Here is a 13,754-nt window from a genome sequence, read left to right on the forward strand (position 1 = left end):
TCAGTATCACTGTCCAAGCTCCTTTGACCAATTGATGGCGTTGACGTAGATGCCGAGTGGATTTTTCCGCAGTCGGTCGACATCGCGCGGCGGTTGGATGACGACGGCGAGGATCGCGCTCCAGCGATCGGTCGCGGCAAGCTGGCCGTTCTCGTAGCGACGTTCCGTCCAGGCCAGGCGAAAGCTGTCGGGTGATGCTCTGATGACGCTGGACACTTCAACCGCGACCTGGGTTTTGCCAAGCTTCGCGAACGGATCGTTGTTACGCGCGAAATCGTTCAGCGCAGCGGCGCCCCGATTCGTTGTAAAATCGTAGGCGCGGAGCCAATCTTCGCGCAGGACGATGGCGTCCATGGGAAGGCCGCGAACGTGCTCGATAAAGCGAGCGAGGTAGAAGGCGATCTGAGAATCGGACGCCTGATAGGTTGAACTCGCCGGCTCGACCGCCCTAGCTTCCCCAAGACGATCAACCTCAACCACCCATGGAGTAATCGTCCCTTGCGACGACTCCCAGGCGAGAGCAGCGGCGAATCCTGCGGCAAGCGCCAGACACGCAAAGGCCATCAAGCGCCAGTTCTTGGCCTGGACGCGGGCAGAGCCGATCCGATCGTCCCAGACCTGAGCGGCTCTTTGATAAGGAGTAGTCGGCTCTGGTGTGCGGCCATAATGAACAGCCGATCGTTTGAACATGCTTGACCTCTTGAAAGAAAGAAGAGTGATTGCCGGCGGGCCGGTGATGCGTTTCGGGCGGCAGCTTCAAAACCTCGATTTCAATGATCAGGATTTGAGAGATCGACGGAGGCGCCGCCTCCGCCGTGATCGCCCGAGCGAACCGCTTGTGTGGCCGTTGAGACCCCATGACTGATCGTTTGTGCGCGCTTCATGCGACGTACCCAGGCAGGCGCATCGGCATTGCCGGCATCGCCCGAGGCACCGCTTTCCTTTCCAGATTGAGCCGCGGCCCCTCGCAAGGGACTGGCCGCGCTGGAGGCGCTCGCCTCACCGGATAGCCCGCCCGATCGGATTGCGGACGCGGCGCCGCCAGCCAAAGCACTCCCTCCCCGAGCCGCTCCCCCGACTGCGCCGGCGGCGAGGCCGGCCCCGCCTGCCGCGAGAGCGGCGCCGGCAGCAACCACGCCACCTGCCGCCATCGCCGTACCGACCGCAGCACCAGCGCCAAGCTGTGGTCCGCCGGACACAATGCCATTGGCAATACCGGGGCCAAAGATGCCAAGGCCCAACATAGAGAGGGCCGCCAGCACCAGCGCCATCGCATTTTCGATGGTGGGCTGATTGCCACCGAACCCAGACGTGAACTGGGAGAACAGGGTCGATCCGATGCCTACGATGATCGCGAGCACCAAGACCTTGATGCCCGACGAGATGACGTTCCCGAGAACCCGTTCAGCGGCGAAGGTGGTCTTTCCGAACAGACCGAAAGGGATCAGAACGAAGCCTGCCAGCGTCGTCAGCTTGAACTCGATCAGGGTGATGAAGAGCTGTATGGCGACGATGAAGAATGCGAGCAGCACCACGATCCAGGCAAACAGCAGCACCACGATCTGAACGAAATTTTCGAAAAAGCTGACGTAGCCCATCAGCCCGGAAATGGAGTCGAGGATCGGCCGACCAGCATCGAGGCCGACCTGAGCGATCCTCCCGGGCCTCAGGAAGTCGGCTGACGACAGACCCGTTCCCGAGGCCTTGAGCCCTAGCATTACAGTTGCCGTTTTGTTTTGAGGTGGGCGCGCCGAGCGATCGCCTGATGAGCTCTGCGCCAGAGTGACCATGCGATGATGTGGGCGGGCTTGATCCGCTTTCGCGCGAGCCTGATGGCGATGCGCCGAATTTCCTGGATTGACCATCGGATCAACGACGGGGCGGCACTGGCTTTGCTTTTGCCGTGGTCCGGCGTTGTGTTTTTTTGGGCTGCGGCGGATTGGCATGATGGCGGATCACCGCCATCATGGCGAAGGCGAGCATGGCCATGGAAACGTGGCGATGCCAGCCATGCCAGGACCGGCTCTCATTGTGGTCGAGCCCGAACTCGTTTTTGGCGGTCTCAAAGCTGTCCTCGATCGCCCAGCGATGGCCTTCGACTGCGACCAGCGTTTCGATGGTTGTCCCTGCCGGGCACCAGGTCGTGAAGAAGGCAAGATCGCCATCGGCGATGCGGCGACGGATCAGCAGGCCGCGTGTCCACAAACCGTCATTGGCGCTGTTGAACTGCCCGGCATCGAGATCGGCCAGTTCGCGATAGCACCAATCATGCAGCCGCGGTCCTTTGGTTCCGTCCCCTGCCGACAGTCGTTTCCAGTCGGACGAGCGCCGCGTCGCGGCGATGTCCGCGGCGGTGCCAGAGATTGATCGCCGCTTGCCCCAGGAATTGAATACGTGAGCGCTGTTGACTCCGAGGACATAGCCTTTTCCTGCCTGGCGTAGTTGCTGTTCGATGTCGCCAACACCGTAGACCGTATCGCCGGCAACCCACTTGAATGGGACGGACGCTGCTATCGCGCGTGCGATCATTCTCGTCGCAAGCTTCGGTTTGGTCGCAAAACCTGTGTCGGCAGGCACGTATGTGGCTTCCAGACGATCGGGATCGTCGGTCCATTGCTTCGGAAGATACAGCGCGCGATCGATGAACGCATGACCGTGGCGCGAAACGTAGCTGGCGAAGACGCCGATCTGGCAGTTCGTGATCTTGCCTGCCGAACCGGTGTATTGCCGCGCCACGCCGCATGACGCCTTGCCCTGCTTGAGAAAACCGGTCTCGTCGATGACGAGGACCGCGTCGTCGTCCGCCAAATGCTCGATGACATAGTCGCGAACAATATCCCGCAAGCCATCCGCATCCCAATCCCTGCGCCCCAGGATTGCCTGTTGCCGCCAAGGGCCGGGATCGCCAGCCGCCTCCGCCCGCATCCACCCGGTCTTGCGTTGCTCTGCGCCCAGCAGACCTTCCAGGAACAAACCCGCGTTCCTCGCAACGCGATCTTGATTGAACAACGGACGTATCCGCTTCTTGATCTCACGAAGCGACACCGCCCATAACGCAAGCGTCTCTTCAATCGACGCAGCCTGCGTCCACGATCTTCGAATCATGGTTGCCCATGGATTCAGAAATTTCCATAAAGGGCAACTGTAATGCTAGGCTGGTAAAGCTCTCGAACACGACACGGGCAAGGTTATTCCAGTTGCCGATCAGGAAGGCGAAGACTCCGACAAACAGGGTTTTTTTGACCAGCCGCGCGATAATGTCCTCATCGGTGCCCCAAGCCCAGAAAAGGCCTGCGAGCGTGATGTCGATAGCCGCGAGCGTGGTCGCAAGATAACCAACGTCCCCTCCAACCAGGCCGAACCCGGAGTCGATATAGCGGGTAAAGGTCTCCAGAAACTGGTCGATGATGCCTGTACCGCCCATCTATCGCTCGCTTTCCAATGGTGCCGGGAACAAACCTGACGGCATCCGACTCTGATCCTTTGCGGACGCAGGCGGCCGGGTCCCTGAATCGGACTGCTCGGGATTGCTTGGTGACCCTCTGTCGAACCCCAAGAATTGGCGACGTTTGTCGGCCCACAGCTTACGGCACTCGGCGAGTCTTTCTTTTTGCTCGTAGCTGATCGTGCGGCATCGCTCGAGTTCTGCCGCCACGGGATTGGAATCCCGAACGACCGATGTGGCGGACTCGGGGTGATCTTCATCGCCGCGTAGGTGGATCGTGCAGGCGGCAACGGCCAATATCCCGACACAGATTGTCGTGCACAGAGACAGCGCCTTGAATGCGTTGACTTCGCGCATTAGTGGAACATCTGCACTGTCGAGGGTTGATAGCCTTGGCTCTGCGTCAGGAAGCGCCGGAGTTGTTCCCTGCCCTGATCTTGAGCGGCCGTTCGCTGAGCCAAGTCCAAGCTCTGAGCACGTCCCTGGGCGGCGACCGTTGCCGTGAGATCGGCAAGTTGCTGTGCCTGAAGCCCGAGAAGCTGATTACCCGCCTGGCTCGCTTGCAGTGCGCCCGTCGCGCCCTGGCTCGCATTGACGAGCGCGGACATCTGGACACGATTGCTGTCGAGGTTACCGACGACGGTAGCCTGCACTCGCATGGTGTCCTGGAAGCCGGCGACCGAGTTCTGCCAGCGTGATTGTGCATTGGCGATCAGTGCCTGGTCCGAGACGTTCGATGCCGCCGGCGCGTACGTGGTCGAGAATGCGCGGTCGATCTGCTGGATGTCGTACGCAATACGCTGAGCCTGGGTGAGCAATTGCTGCGTACGCTGGAACGATTGCTCCAACTGCTGCAGCGATGAATACGGCAGGCTCGCAAGATTCTTCGCCTGATTGATCAACATTAACGCTTGATTTTGCAGCGATGTGATCTGGTTATTGATCTGCTGTAGCGCACGCGCCGCCGTCAGAACGTTCTGAGCATAGTTGTTGGGATCAAACACAATCGATTGCGCGACCGCGGCTCGAGGTGTCTGGGCCGCGGTGAGAGCAATCAGACTAGCTGCGACAAATACTGTAAGACGCCTCACGGGAGGACCTCCTGCTTTGCCAGTTGCGGGATGAGGTCACACGCCCAGGCGAGTTCCCGGGCCTTGAGCAGACCAGTCACAAAACCTAATTGTCCGTGCTCGGTCAGAACTCGGTCGATCAAGGCCTGGTCGGCCTTCGAGGAAGCCGCCGTGAAAGCGAGAGCAACCTCGCCAAGACCGAGCTCGAACAGGCGGTTGCCCCGGCGCGACTGGCAATAATAGTCTCGTTTAGGGATCGCCCTGGCCAGGATTTCGATCTGACGGTCGTTGAGCCCAAACCGCCGATAGATCGCCATGATCTGCGGCTCAATGGCGCGATCGTTGGGCAGCAAGATCCGGGTTGGGCAACTTTCGATGATGGCCGGCGCGATCGCCGAGCCATCGATATCGGCAAGCGATTGAGTCGCAAACACGACAGACGCATTCTTCTTACGCAGCGTCTTCAGCCATTCGCGGAGTTTGCCGGCAAAGTCTGCATCATCGAGAGCGAGCCAGCCCTCGTCAATGATGAGCAGCGTTGGCCGGCCATCGAAGCGGGCTTCGATCCGGTGGAAGAGATAAGACAGGACGGCCGGAGCGACCGCGGTTCCGATCAATCCGTCTGTTTCAAAGACTTGAATCGATGAGGTGCCGAGGCGCTCATTTTCGGCATCGAGCAGTCGCTCATATGGACCACCGAGGCAATAGGGTTGTAGCGCCCGCTTCAAGACGTTTGATTGGAGCAGCACAGAAAGGCCGGTGAGGGTCCGCTCCTCGACCGGTGCCGATGCCAGCGAAGTCAGCGCGGTCCAGACATGCTCCTTGGTCTCGGGGGTAACGTCGATCTTTTCGCGGGATAGAATCGAGGCGACCCATTCTGCCGCCCAGCCCCGTTCGGAAATGTCATCGATTTCTGCAAGAGGTTGCAGCGAAACGAAATCGGCAGATTCGCCCGCGATCGCACCGCCGAGGTCATGCCAGTCGCCCTCCATGGCCAACGCAGCCGCTCGCATGGACCGACCGAAATCAAAGGCGAAAACCTGTGCCTCCGGGTAGCGGCGGAACTGCAGGGCCATTAGCGCCAGGAGCACGGATTTGCCGGCGCCGGTCGGTCCCACGATCAGGGTATGTCCGACATCGCCGATATGAAGCGAGAAGCGGAATGGCGTCGCTCCCTCCGTTTTGGCAAAGAATAGAGGGGGCGCTTTGAAATGATGATCCCTCACTTCACCAGCCCATACCGCCGACAAGGGAATCATGTGCGCGAGGTTGAGAGTCGAGATCGGCGGCTGTCTGACGTTGGCGTAGACGTGTCCTGGCAGGCTGCCGAGCCACGCCTCGACCGCATTCACGGTTTCAATCATGCAGGTGAAATCGCGCCCTTGGATGACCTTTTCGACCAACCGTAGTTTTTCATCCGCCGCGCGGGGATCACCGTCCCAGACCGTGAACGTTGCGGTTACAAAAGCTTCTCCAATTTGATCGGTGCCAAGTTCCTGCAGAGCAGCATCGGCATCGAGGGCCTTGTTATGGGCGTCGGTATCCAGAAGCGCCGACGCCTCGTTGGTCATCACTTCCTTCAGGATCGCGGCGACTGACTTGCGCTTGGCGAACCACTGACGCCGGATCCTCGTTACAAGCTTCACGGCGTCGGTCCGGTCGAGCATGAGCGCTCGCGTCGACCAGCGATATGGGAATGCCAGACGGTTCAGGTCATCCAGAATTCCAGGCACTGTCGCCGTTGGAAATCCGACGACCGTCAGCACACGCAGGTGGGCCGTGCCCAACATCGGCTCCAGGCCGCCGGTCAATGGCTGATCGGCAAGCAGTGCATCGAGATACATAGGTATCTCAGGTACCCGGACGCGTTGGCGTTTAGTCGAGATCGTTGAGTGCAGGTAGGTCAACGTCTCCTGATCATCGAGCCAGGCACATTCCGGCATAAAGGTTTCGATGAGTTGCAGGACGCGGTTGCAGCGATCGACAAATCCGGCCAAAAGCTCTCGCGCGTCCGCACCAATGGTCTGGTTGCCTCCCTCGTAGAGAAACCGTTCCGCTAGGGCGGCTCCTTCCGCGGGAGGCAGGTAGACCAAGGTCAGGAAGTAGCTTGATTCGTAGTGGGCGCCGGCTTCCTCGAACTGTGCCCTGCGCTCGGCGTCGACCAGGGCGGATGCTACATCCGGGAACGTATTCGGAGGATAGGGCCCTGCGGCATGGCGTTGGGCCTCGACAAAGAGCGCCCAACCGGACCCAAGGCGACGCAAGGCGTTGTTCAAACGTGCTGCGACAGCAACAAGCTCGGCAGGTACAGCGCTGTCGAGATCAGGTCCTCGAAATTTTGCGGTCCGCTGAAACGAGCCGTCCTTGTTGAGGATAATGCCCTCGTCGACCAGGGCGGCCCAGGGCAGAAAGTCGGCTAAGCGCGCATTCGAGGAGCGATACTCGGCAAGATTCATCATGGGAGAACTCACATAGACAAGTGACCGGGAATACGTACGTGTCGGCGCGCGACCTCGACGAACTCTGGATCGCGCTTGGCGGCCCAGACAGCCGCCATATGACCGATGAACCAGAGGAGAAGACCGGCGAGCCAAAGGCGTAGACCGAGGCCGAGTGCCGCGGCCAATGTGCCGTTTATGATGGCAACGGCTCGCGGCGCGCCGCCCATGAGAATCGGTTCGGTCAACGCTCGGTGCACGGGGGCGACAAATCCTGTGATCTGCTCATCCATCAGATCACCACTCCGCCGCCAAACGAGAAGAACGACAGAAAGAAGCTGGATGCGGCAAACGCGATCGACAAACCGAATACGATCTGTATGAGCCGACGAAAACCGCCCGATGTGTCACCGAATGCCAGCGATAGCCCGGTCACGATGATGATGATAACGGCGACGATCTTGGCGACCGGCCCCTCGACCGACTGCAGGATCTGGTTGAGCGGCTGCTCCCATGGCATATTCGAGCCCGCGGACCAGGCCGGCCCAGAAAGCAGGCAGAATATCGCAAATGTCGCGCTCGAAACGGCACTGCGGCCGAGAGGTAATCGGTGGTTCATGGTTGGTCTCCTAATGCTGAAAGGCTGTAGTCACCCGACGTCCCGAGCCCGGTGACGTGAGCAAGTTCGGAAAGACGGCGATCGGCGCCACGACCATTGAGAACGGCTATGACGTTCACGGTCTCGGCGATCAGAGCGCGCGGCACCGTGATGACGGCCTCCTGAATGAGTTGCTCGAGCCGACGTAAAGCTCCGAGCGCGCTGCCTGCGTGGATGGTACCGATTCCTCCGGGATGGCCCGTGCCCCAAGCCTTAAGCAGGTCGAGAGCCTCTGCCCCGCGCACCTCGCCGATCGGGATGCGATCGGGACGGAGACGAAGAGATGAGCGGACAAGATCCGAAAGCGAGACCACGCCATCCCGTGTTCGCAGGGCCACAACATTCGGCGCCTTGCACTGGAGTTCTCTGGTGTCTTCGATAAGGACGACGCGATCCGACGTTTTCGCGATTTCCGCGAGCAAGGCGTTTGTGAGGGTGGTTTTTCCGGTTGACGTTCCGCCGGCGACCAGGATGTTCTTGCGTGAGCTAACAGCTTGTCGCAGTTCTACAGCCTGCTTCGGCGTCATGATTCCCGCCGCGACATAGTCGTCGAGGGTGAACACAGCAACGGCCGGCTTGCGGATTGCAAATGCCGGAGCAGCGACGACCGGAGGCAATAGACCTTCGAAGCGTTCGCCGGTCTCTGGCAGTTCGGCCGACACTCGGGGCGCGCCGGCATGGACTTCGGCACCCACATGATGGGCGACCAGCCGTACGATGCGCTCGCCGTCGGAAGCGGACAGGGTTTCACCCGTATCCATCAGACCACTCGACAGCCGGTCAATCCACAACCGGCCGTCGGGGTTGAGCATCACCTCGACAACCGACTCATCTTCGAGGAAACGCGCGATAGCGGGGACAAGCGCAGTGCGCAGCATTCGCGCCCCGCGAGAGATCGCCTCGGACTGATAGGAATGGATTGCCACCGCTGCCCCCCAACTGAGGTCGCCTCAAGCGCTCTCAGTGGGTTGACTAGAAATGCCAGAGCCCGGCTCAACGCAACAACTGACGTAGGGCGGTCGTAGCCTGGCGCAGAAAAGGAAATGTCGGGATGAGTCGTTTGTCGCGGATTCCTGTTCCTCGCAGAAGACTGAGGCAAGCATCAACCCAGAGGTGCTTCAAATGGGTGGATGATACTTCCTGAGAATCGTCCCGTGTGAATGATGCCGACGCTCTTTTGGGGGGCGTCAGAGGCACGACAGCGATCTATTCTCACTCGGACCACTTTTCCGCCGAAGCCTGCGAAAGGTGAAAATGGCGCAAATGCGCCGAAGGAGTTAGAGATTACTGTTCGCTACTTGATCACCATTCTGTCGCCTCGTGAGTATCGAACATCGCGCCCTGGATCGGAATCGCAACAAATGCTATTTCGCGATCTGTACGCGGACGCGCAAACCAAGCGTACAGATTCATGCTCAAATTTCGGATCCAAGGCCCGGCGAACCAGAGTAATGCGACAGCTTGAAAGGCCGCACTGAGACCAAACGCCACTTGGTACGCCACAACCGGATAGTGACCGTCCTGAGGCAACCATTGTCCGACGACGAGCCCCACCCCATATTGGATCGCGAACGCCCAACCGAAATGCACAAGGTTCAAGGCGCCGTTCGCACGCGCGGCAAGTTCCTGCGGAAAGTACTCCGCGATCATCGCATAGCTGAGGACCGTTGCCGCTCCGGTAACTGACACGATACACCAGGGCAGCAGTGATGGCAGCGGTACGCGGAGTACAAGTGCAAATTCAGCCGCAATGAATAGCCCTCCCAGGACTGCCACCAGTACGTCGGCCGTTACGCCGCGTTTGCGCAGTCGATCGGCTATTACACCCAGCACCAAAGCTCCGAAACTCAGCCCAAGGGCCATGATAAGCAGCTGCTTTATGAGACTTGGCCGATCCAACCCTTCGACATCCGTAAGCCAAGGCGCAGCCCATAGCGACTGAAGAGCCCAAGATGAGCCGATACAGGCAGCAGAAAGCGGAGCAAGTCTTAGGAACCGAGCATCAGCAAAGACAGACCATACCGTAAGCTGCCGACGGAAGGTGGTGGAGCCTGCAGAGGCAGCAGCTTTTTCCGGCACCGTGAAATAAACCACGCCGGCGAATGTCACCGTTGCCAACGTCAGCAATTCGAAGAGGCTGCGCCAACCGACCCACTCCAGCATCCAATCAGTTGGTGCCGTTGCGGTGACTGCGCCAAGCGACCCCAGCATGATCATGCAGCCGTTGACGAGCGCAATACGTTCCTTTGGAAACCAGATCACAATCGCCTTGAGCCCTGCCATCAATGAGGCTGCAACACCAAGTCCTATCAAGGCACGGCCAGCAAGCAATTCCGAAAACCCCGTCGCGGTACCAAACAGAGAGGTCCCGCCAGCGGCCATAACCAGCAACACGCCTTGGACGCGTCTCGGGCCAAAGCGGTCGAGAAGAACGCCAATGGGTATTTGGGCGCCTGCGAAGACGAGGAAGTACACCGATGCCAACAGCCCGATCTTCGCGGCATCTAGCCCAAATTCGGAAGCCAGGGTCGGAGAGATTGCGGCATTGATTGTTCGGAAGAGGAAAGAGAGATAGTAGCCAGCGGCAAATGGCAGGAAGACGGCAAGGACCAGGCGCCAACCTTTGGGGTGGCGGTCGCCGCGATCCTGCTGTTCAACTGTATGCGGCGGCCCATTCGCCGGTCGTTTGGCGTACGGGTCTTTTACCTCAGCAAGTTCAAGTCGGTCAGCAAAACGAGTTCGGCAGGTGTCGAAAGTTGGGATTGCTGCCGCCCTCCCCGGCGGCAGCGGGCATTTCGTGGCCGATATCTGCGTTCGAACCAATGTCCCGGCGAATCTGCGCCGGCTCGGGACCGCGCTGTCCTTGCCGGCCGACTATGGATTCAGGTTGGTTGGGCGTGGCGTTGAGACGATCGATCGTCTCCTGCAAAAGCGGACGGCTTTGCCGGACACGCCGATCGACTTGCTCTGCCAAGACCTTGAAGCGCTCATCACCGAGCTGGCAGGCTTCATGCTGTTGCTGTTGAGGCAGAGGTGGCATCACTGCGAGGTGATATCGCGCATGCAGCGCGACCGTCTCTGCGATTGTTCGCAAATCGCGCTCCAGAGAATCAAATCGGGCATGGATAGCTTCAAAGCTTTTCTGCGCTGCATTTTCGACGGATGGCTGCGGGTTCATGAACTGCGCTAGCGCCGCCTCCACGACCATGCTTTTGCCCACGCCTGGACGTTCGGTCGCAGCTTCGAGTTGCGAATGAATATTCTCGCTGAGCCGGATAGTCACTTTGCGCGTTCCCGAGGAAATGCGTTTGCGAAGCGATGGCGCGGGCCCCGCGGCTCGGCCCGCTGCTTCTAGATCGACTTCACCGTCGAACTGCATTTCGCTCTTCTCCGTGCTCAGGCGCACCGATCGGCACCGCGACGACGATCGCAAAGGTTTGCCATGGGGTGATTGATTCCGATGGAGAGTACAGAAGAGCAGCAACATGGAGGTCGCAACCTTCGACGACCTCGATCGTACTCTGGCGTAGCGAAAGAAGGGATTGGCGGGTCGATCAATTCCCCTCGGCGTCGCCTTTGCTTCGGAGCGCGATTTCGAGATCCTGGGAATCGGCGCTCACTTCCTTGAGCATGGTCGATCCGCTGGATAGCCGCCGCCCGAGCGCTTCGACAAAACGATCGTAGCGTTCAGCGCCTTTCGCGCGCGCCGCAGCGCTTGAATGCTCCGGCAGCGCCGGCGTCGACGTTAGCCAAAAGCGGATGAACAGCGCGGTCGTCTCGAGTGAGACTGTATCGTTGCGCTCAAGCCGTTCAAGCAATCGCACGATCCGGTCTAGCCGCTTCGCGATGGCGGCTTCTCGGCGGTCGGCGTCGTCGGGAGAAAGAAACGACGCGATCGCAGCTTCCGCAATCAGCGATTTGGGCTTGCCCTGACGCTTTGCGAAGGCCTCAAGGCTGGCATACGTTTCAGGATCAAGGTAGATGCTGAGTTGGGTCTTTTTCATGTCGACGAGCCTAGAGATCCATCGGATCGTCCGGATCGATACTGACGGAACGCGCAACACCCTGCATTGAACGGCTCAGAGTCCTCGCTTGCACGGCATCGGCGTCGCCATCATCCGGATCAGCATCAAATTCGTTCTCGACAAGCGGTGCGCTGATCACGACATCCTCGTGTTGCGGCAGTTCCGGCTCGCGGCGAATGCCCCCTTCGGGAATATTGCCTCTCCGCTTCGCTTTCCCTAGCAGTTCGAATGAAGGCGCAATTTTCGTCCGGCCGGACCAATCGTCCGGCTGCGCGACCAAAGCGAGCGAGCTACCGTGGGACGGCTTCATGATCCGACTCTTAAGCTGTGCATCCTCGTAGTATCGCACCTTGTTGGCGCGCACCGGATGCACCCCCGAGATCATCACGATCGCATCGTTTTGCGGGAGCTGCATGACTTCCCCGGGCGTAAGTAACGGCCGGGATGTTTCCTGACGGCTGACCATGAGATGCCCAAGCCACGGACTCAAGCGATGCCCGGCATAGTTCTTCATCGCACGCATTTCGGTCGCGGTCCCAAGCGCGTCGGATACCCGCTTGGCCGTGCGCTCGTCGTTGGTCGAGAACGCGATGCGGATGTGGCAGTTGTCGAGGATCGCGTGGTTTGGCCCATATGCGCGTTCAAGCTGGTTGAGGCTCTGAGTAATCAGGAAGCTGCGGATTCCATAACCTGCCATGAATGCCAACTGGCTTTCAAAGAAGTCGAGTCGTCCGAGGGCAGCGAACTCATCGAGCATCAGGAGCAACTTTTGTCGCTTTCCGTCGACGTTCAGGCTCTCTGTCAGTCGCCGCCCTATCTGGTTCAGGACCAGTCTCATGAGGGGCTTCGTGCGGGCGATGTCGGATGGCGGCACCACCAGGTAGAGCGAGATGGGACGGGACCCGTCGACGAGATCGCGAATGCGCCAATCGCTCCGTCCCGTGACCTTGGCGACAACGGGATCGCGATATAACCCCAAGAAACTCATCGTGGTCGACAGCACCCCGGAGCGCTCGTTCTCGCTCTTGTTGAGAAGTTCCCGTGCCGCCGAAGCCACCACGGGATGGACGCGCTCTCCGAGATGCGGTGTCGCCAGCATTGCATTCAGCGTCGTCTCGATGGGGCGCAACGGGTCGGACAGGAAGTTGGCGACGCCGGCGAGCGTCTTGTCGGCTTCCGCATAGAGAACATGCAGGATTGCGCCAACGAGCAGGGAGTGACTGGTTTTCTCCCAATGGTTCCGGCGCTCGAGCGCGCCTTCGGGATCGACGAGAATGTCGGCGATATTTTGGGCGTCCCGGACCTCGCAGTCGCCCTTGCGGATCTCAAGGAGCGGATTATAGGTCGCGCTCGCTTGATTGGTCGGATCGAACAGCAGCACCGGTCCAAAGCGGGCCCGCCAACCGGAGGTCAACTGAAAGTTTTCGCCCTTGATATCGTGGACGATCGTCGAGAACGGCCAAGTCAGGAGCGTCGGAATGACCAGACCTACGCCCTTGCCCGAACGGGTCGGCGCAAAGCACAGGACGTGCTCGGGGCCGGCGTGTCGGAGATATCTGCCATCGAAGCGGCCGAGCACAACCCCGTCATGTCCCAAAAGGCCGGCTCTCTTGACCTCCCGTGTATCGGCCCAGCGCGCCGAGCCGTATGTCGTGACCTGTTGGGCTTCCCTCGCGCGCCAGACCGACAGCGCGATGGCGATGATGACAGCAGAGAATCCGCCGCCTGCGGCAATGCAGGCGCCCTCGATGAATATTCTGGGCGCGTAGGCGTCGAACTGGAACCACCAGATGAAAAACGCAACCGGCTGATACACTGGCCAGTGCCCAACCGTGAACCAGGCTGGGCCGAGTTGCGGCTGGAAGGCGAGACGCCAGGCCGTCCACTCGGTGGCACCCCAGAGGAATACAAGCACGACGATGGAGACGAGAAATAACTGCCCCCAGAGAATTTTGGTCGCGGACATGGGAGGGCACATGCTCCGCAATTCGGACCCGTGCAACGATCATATTCTTCGTGTAGCAGGCGCTCGCATCCTGGCGCAGAGATCGGTCGGTCAAAGGGAAAGGTCGCGCTTGCGTCCAAAACTCCAGTCGACGCCGCCGGGACCGGCGATGC

13 protein-coding genes and 1 pseudogene are annotated in these 13,754 nt (G+C 59.9%); all 14 read right to left on the reverse strand.

Annotation, left to right across the window (positions count from 1 at the left end):
* Positions 1-6 precede the first annotated feature (6 nt).
* Positions 7-690 carry a conjugal transfer protein TrbF gene (trbF, locus tag AX729_RS31045; RefSeq protein WP_061027990.1) on the reverse strand — a complete coding sequence of 228 codons (684 nt, stop codon included), beginning with the start codon at positions 688-690 and terminating at the stop codon, positions 7-9.
* An 80-nt stretch (positions 691-770) separates the two neighbouring features.
* Positions 771-1,946, reverse strand: a complete 1,176-nt coding sequence (gene trbL / locus AX729_RS31050; protein ID WP_245325476.1) for a P-type conjugative transfer protein TrbL — start codon at positions 1,944-1,946, stop codon at positions 771-773.
* On the reverse strand, positions 1,870-3,105 hold the full coding sequence (locus tag AX729_RS31055; protein ID WP_061027991.1) for an IS701 family transposase: 1,236 nt from the start codon (positions 3,103-3,105) through the stop codon (positions 1,870-1,872). Before AX729_RS31055 ends, trbL begins: the two co-directional genes overlap by 77 nt.
* 45 nt (positions 3,106-3,150) lie before the next feature.
* A pseudogene (locus tag AX729_RS31060) lies at positions 3,151-3,424 on the reverse strand (type IV secretion system protein); the annotation flags it as partial.
* On the reverse strand, positions 3,425-3,802 hold the full coding sequence (gene trbK-alt, locus AX729_RS41900; protein ID WP_082770586.1) for a putative entry exclusion protein TrbK-alt: 378 nt from the start codon (positions 3,800-3,802) through the stop codon (positions 3,425-3,427).
* The gene (gene trbJ / locus AX729_RS31065; protein WP_061027993.1) at positions 3,802-4,536 is read right to left on the reverse strand and encodes a P-type conjugative transfer protein TrbJ; all 735 of its coding nucleotides are present in this window, start codon (positions 4,534-4,536) and stop codon (positions 3,802-3,804) included. Before trbJ ends, trbK-alt begins: the two co-directional genes overlap by 1 nt.
* Positions 4,533-6,974, reverse strand: coding sequence for a conjugal transfer protein TrbE (gene trbE / locus AX729_RS31070; RefSeq protein WP_061027994.1), 2,442 nt, complete (start codon positions 6,972-6,974; stop codon positions 4,533-4,535). The genes trbJ and trbE overlap by 4 nt, the downstream gene beginning before the upstream one ends.
* Before the next feature lie 8 nt (positions 6,975-6,982).
* A complete protein-coding gene (locus tag AX729_RS31075; protein WP_061027995.1) occupies positions 6,983-7,246 on the reverse strand; it encodes a VirB3 family type IV secretion system protein in 264 nt (87 codons plus the stop codon).
* The gene (locus AX729_RS31080) at positions 7,246-7,572 is read right to left on the reverse strand and encodes a TrbC/VirB2 family type IV secretion system protein (protein ID WP_061027996.1); all 327 of its coding nucleotides are present in this window, start codon (positions 7,570-7,572) and stop codon (positions 7,246-7,248) included. Before AX729_RS31080 ends, AX729_RS31075 begins: the two co-directional genes overlap by 1 nt.
* Entirely contained in the window at positions 7,569-8,489 is a 921-nt protein-coding gene (trbB, locus tag AX729_RS31085; RefSeq protein WP_492338697.1) for a P-type conjugative transfer ATPase TrbB, read from the reverse strand. Before trbB ends, AX729_RS31080 begins: the two co-directional genes overlap by 4 nt.
* 424 nt (positions 8,490-8,913) lie before the next feature.
* Complete coding sequence (locus tag AX729_RS31090) at positions 8,914-10,434, reverse strand: MFS transporter (RefSeq protein ID WP_245325477.1); 1,521 nt, start codon at positions 10,432-10,434, stop codon at positions 8,914-8,916.
* Positions 10,337-10,990, reverse strand: coding sequence for a hypothetical protein (locus tag AX729_RS39125; RefSeq protein ID WP_082770588.1), 654 nt, complete (start codon positions 10,988-10,990; stop codon positions 10,337-10,339). The genes AX729_RS31090 and AX729_RS39125 overlap by 98 nt, the downstream gene beginning before the upstream one ends.
* A gap of 175 nt (positions 10,991-11,165) precedes the next feature.
* Entirely contained in the window at positions 11,166-11,615 is a 450-nt protein-coding gene (locus tag AX729_RS31100; protein WP_061028000.1) for a YlcI/YnfO family protein, read from the reverse strand.
* Positions 11,616-11,625: 10 nt separating this feature from the next.
* A complete protein-coding gene (locus AX729_RS31105) occupies positions 11,626-13,602 on the reverse strand; it encodes a conjugal transfer protein TraG (RefSeq protein WP_061028001.1) in 1,977 nt (658 codons plus the stop codon).
* Between the last annotated feature and the right edge of the window lie 152 nt (positions 13,603-13,754).

Source organism: Bradyrhizobium sp. CCH5-F6, from assembly GCF_001556045.1.
Classification (GTDB): domain Bacteria; phylum Pseudomonadota; class Alphaproteobacteria; order Rhizobiales; family Xanthobacteraceae; genus Bradyrhizobium.

What these genes read in the sequence shown, in the direction of transcription:
- AX729_RS31080 (WP_061027996.1), bottom strand. Translation starts at nt 7,572, where the DNA reads ATGAACCACCGATTACCTCTCGGCCGCAGTGCCGTTTCGAGCGCGACA.
- AX729_RS39125 (WP_082770588.1), bottom strand. Translation starts at nt 10,990, where the DNA reads ATGCAGTTCGACGGTGAAGTCGATCTAGAAGCAGCGGGCCGAGCCGCG.
- trbL (WP_245325476.1), bottom strand. Translation starts at nt 1,946, where the DNA reads ATGCCAATCCGCCGCAGCCCAAAAAAACACAACGCCGGACCACGGCAA.
- trbE (WP_061027994.1), bottom strand. Translation starts at nt 6,974, where the DNA reads ATGATGAATCTTGCCGAGTATCGCTCCTCGAATGCGCGCTTAGCCGAC.
- AX729_RS31100 (WP_061028000.1), bottom strand. Translation starts at nt 11,615, where the DNA reads ATGAAAAAGACCCAACTCAGCATCTACCTTGATCCTGAAACGTATGCC.
- trbF (WP_061027990.1), bottom strand. Translation starts at nt 690, where the DNA reads ATGTTCAAACGATCGGCTGTTCATTATGGCCGCACACCAGAGCCGACT.
- trbK-alt (WP_082770586.1), bottom strand. Translation starts at nt 3,802, where the DNA reads ATGCGCGAAGTCAACGCATTCAAGGCGCTGTCTCTGTGCACGACAATC.
- AX729_RS31105 (WP_061028001.1), bottom strand. Translation starts at nt 13,602, where the DNA reads ATGTCCGCGACCAAAATTCTCTGGGGGCAGTTATTTCTCGTCTCCATC.
- AX729_RS31055 (WP_061027991.1), bottom strand. Translation starts at nt 3,105, where the DNA reads ATGATTCGAAGATCGTGGACGCAGGCTGCGTCGATTGAAGAGACGCTT.
- trbB (WP_492338697.1), bottom strand. Translation starts at nt 8,489, where the DNA reads ATGCTGCGCACTGCGCTTGTCCCCGCTATCGCGCGTTTCCTCGAAGAT.
- AX729_RS31075 (WP_061027995.1), bottom strand. Translation starts at nt 7,246, where the DNA reads ATGGATGAGCAGATCACAGGATTTGTCGCCCCCGTGCACCGAGCGTTG.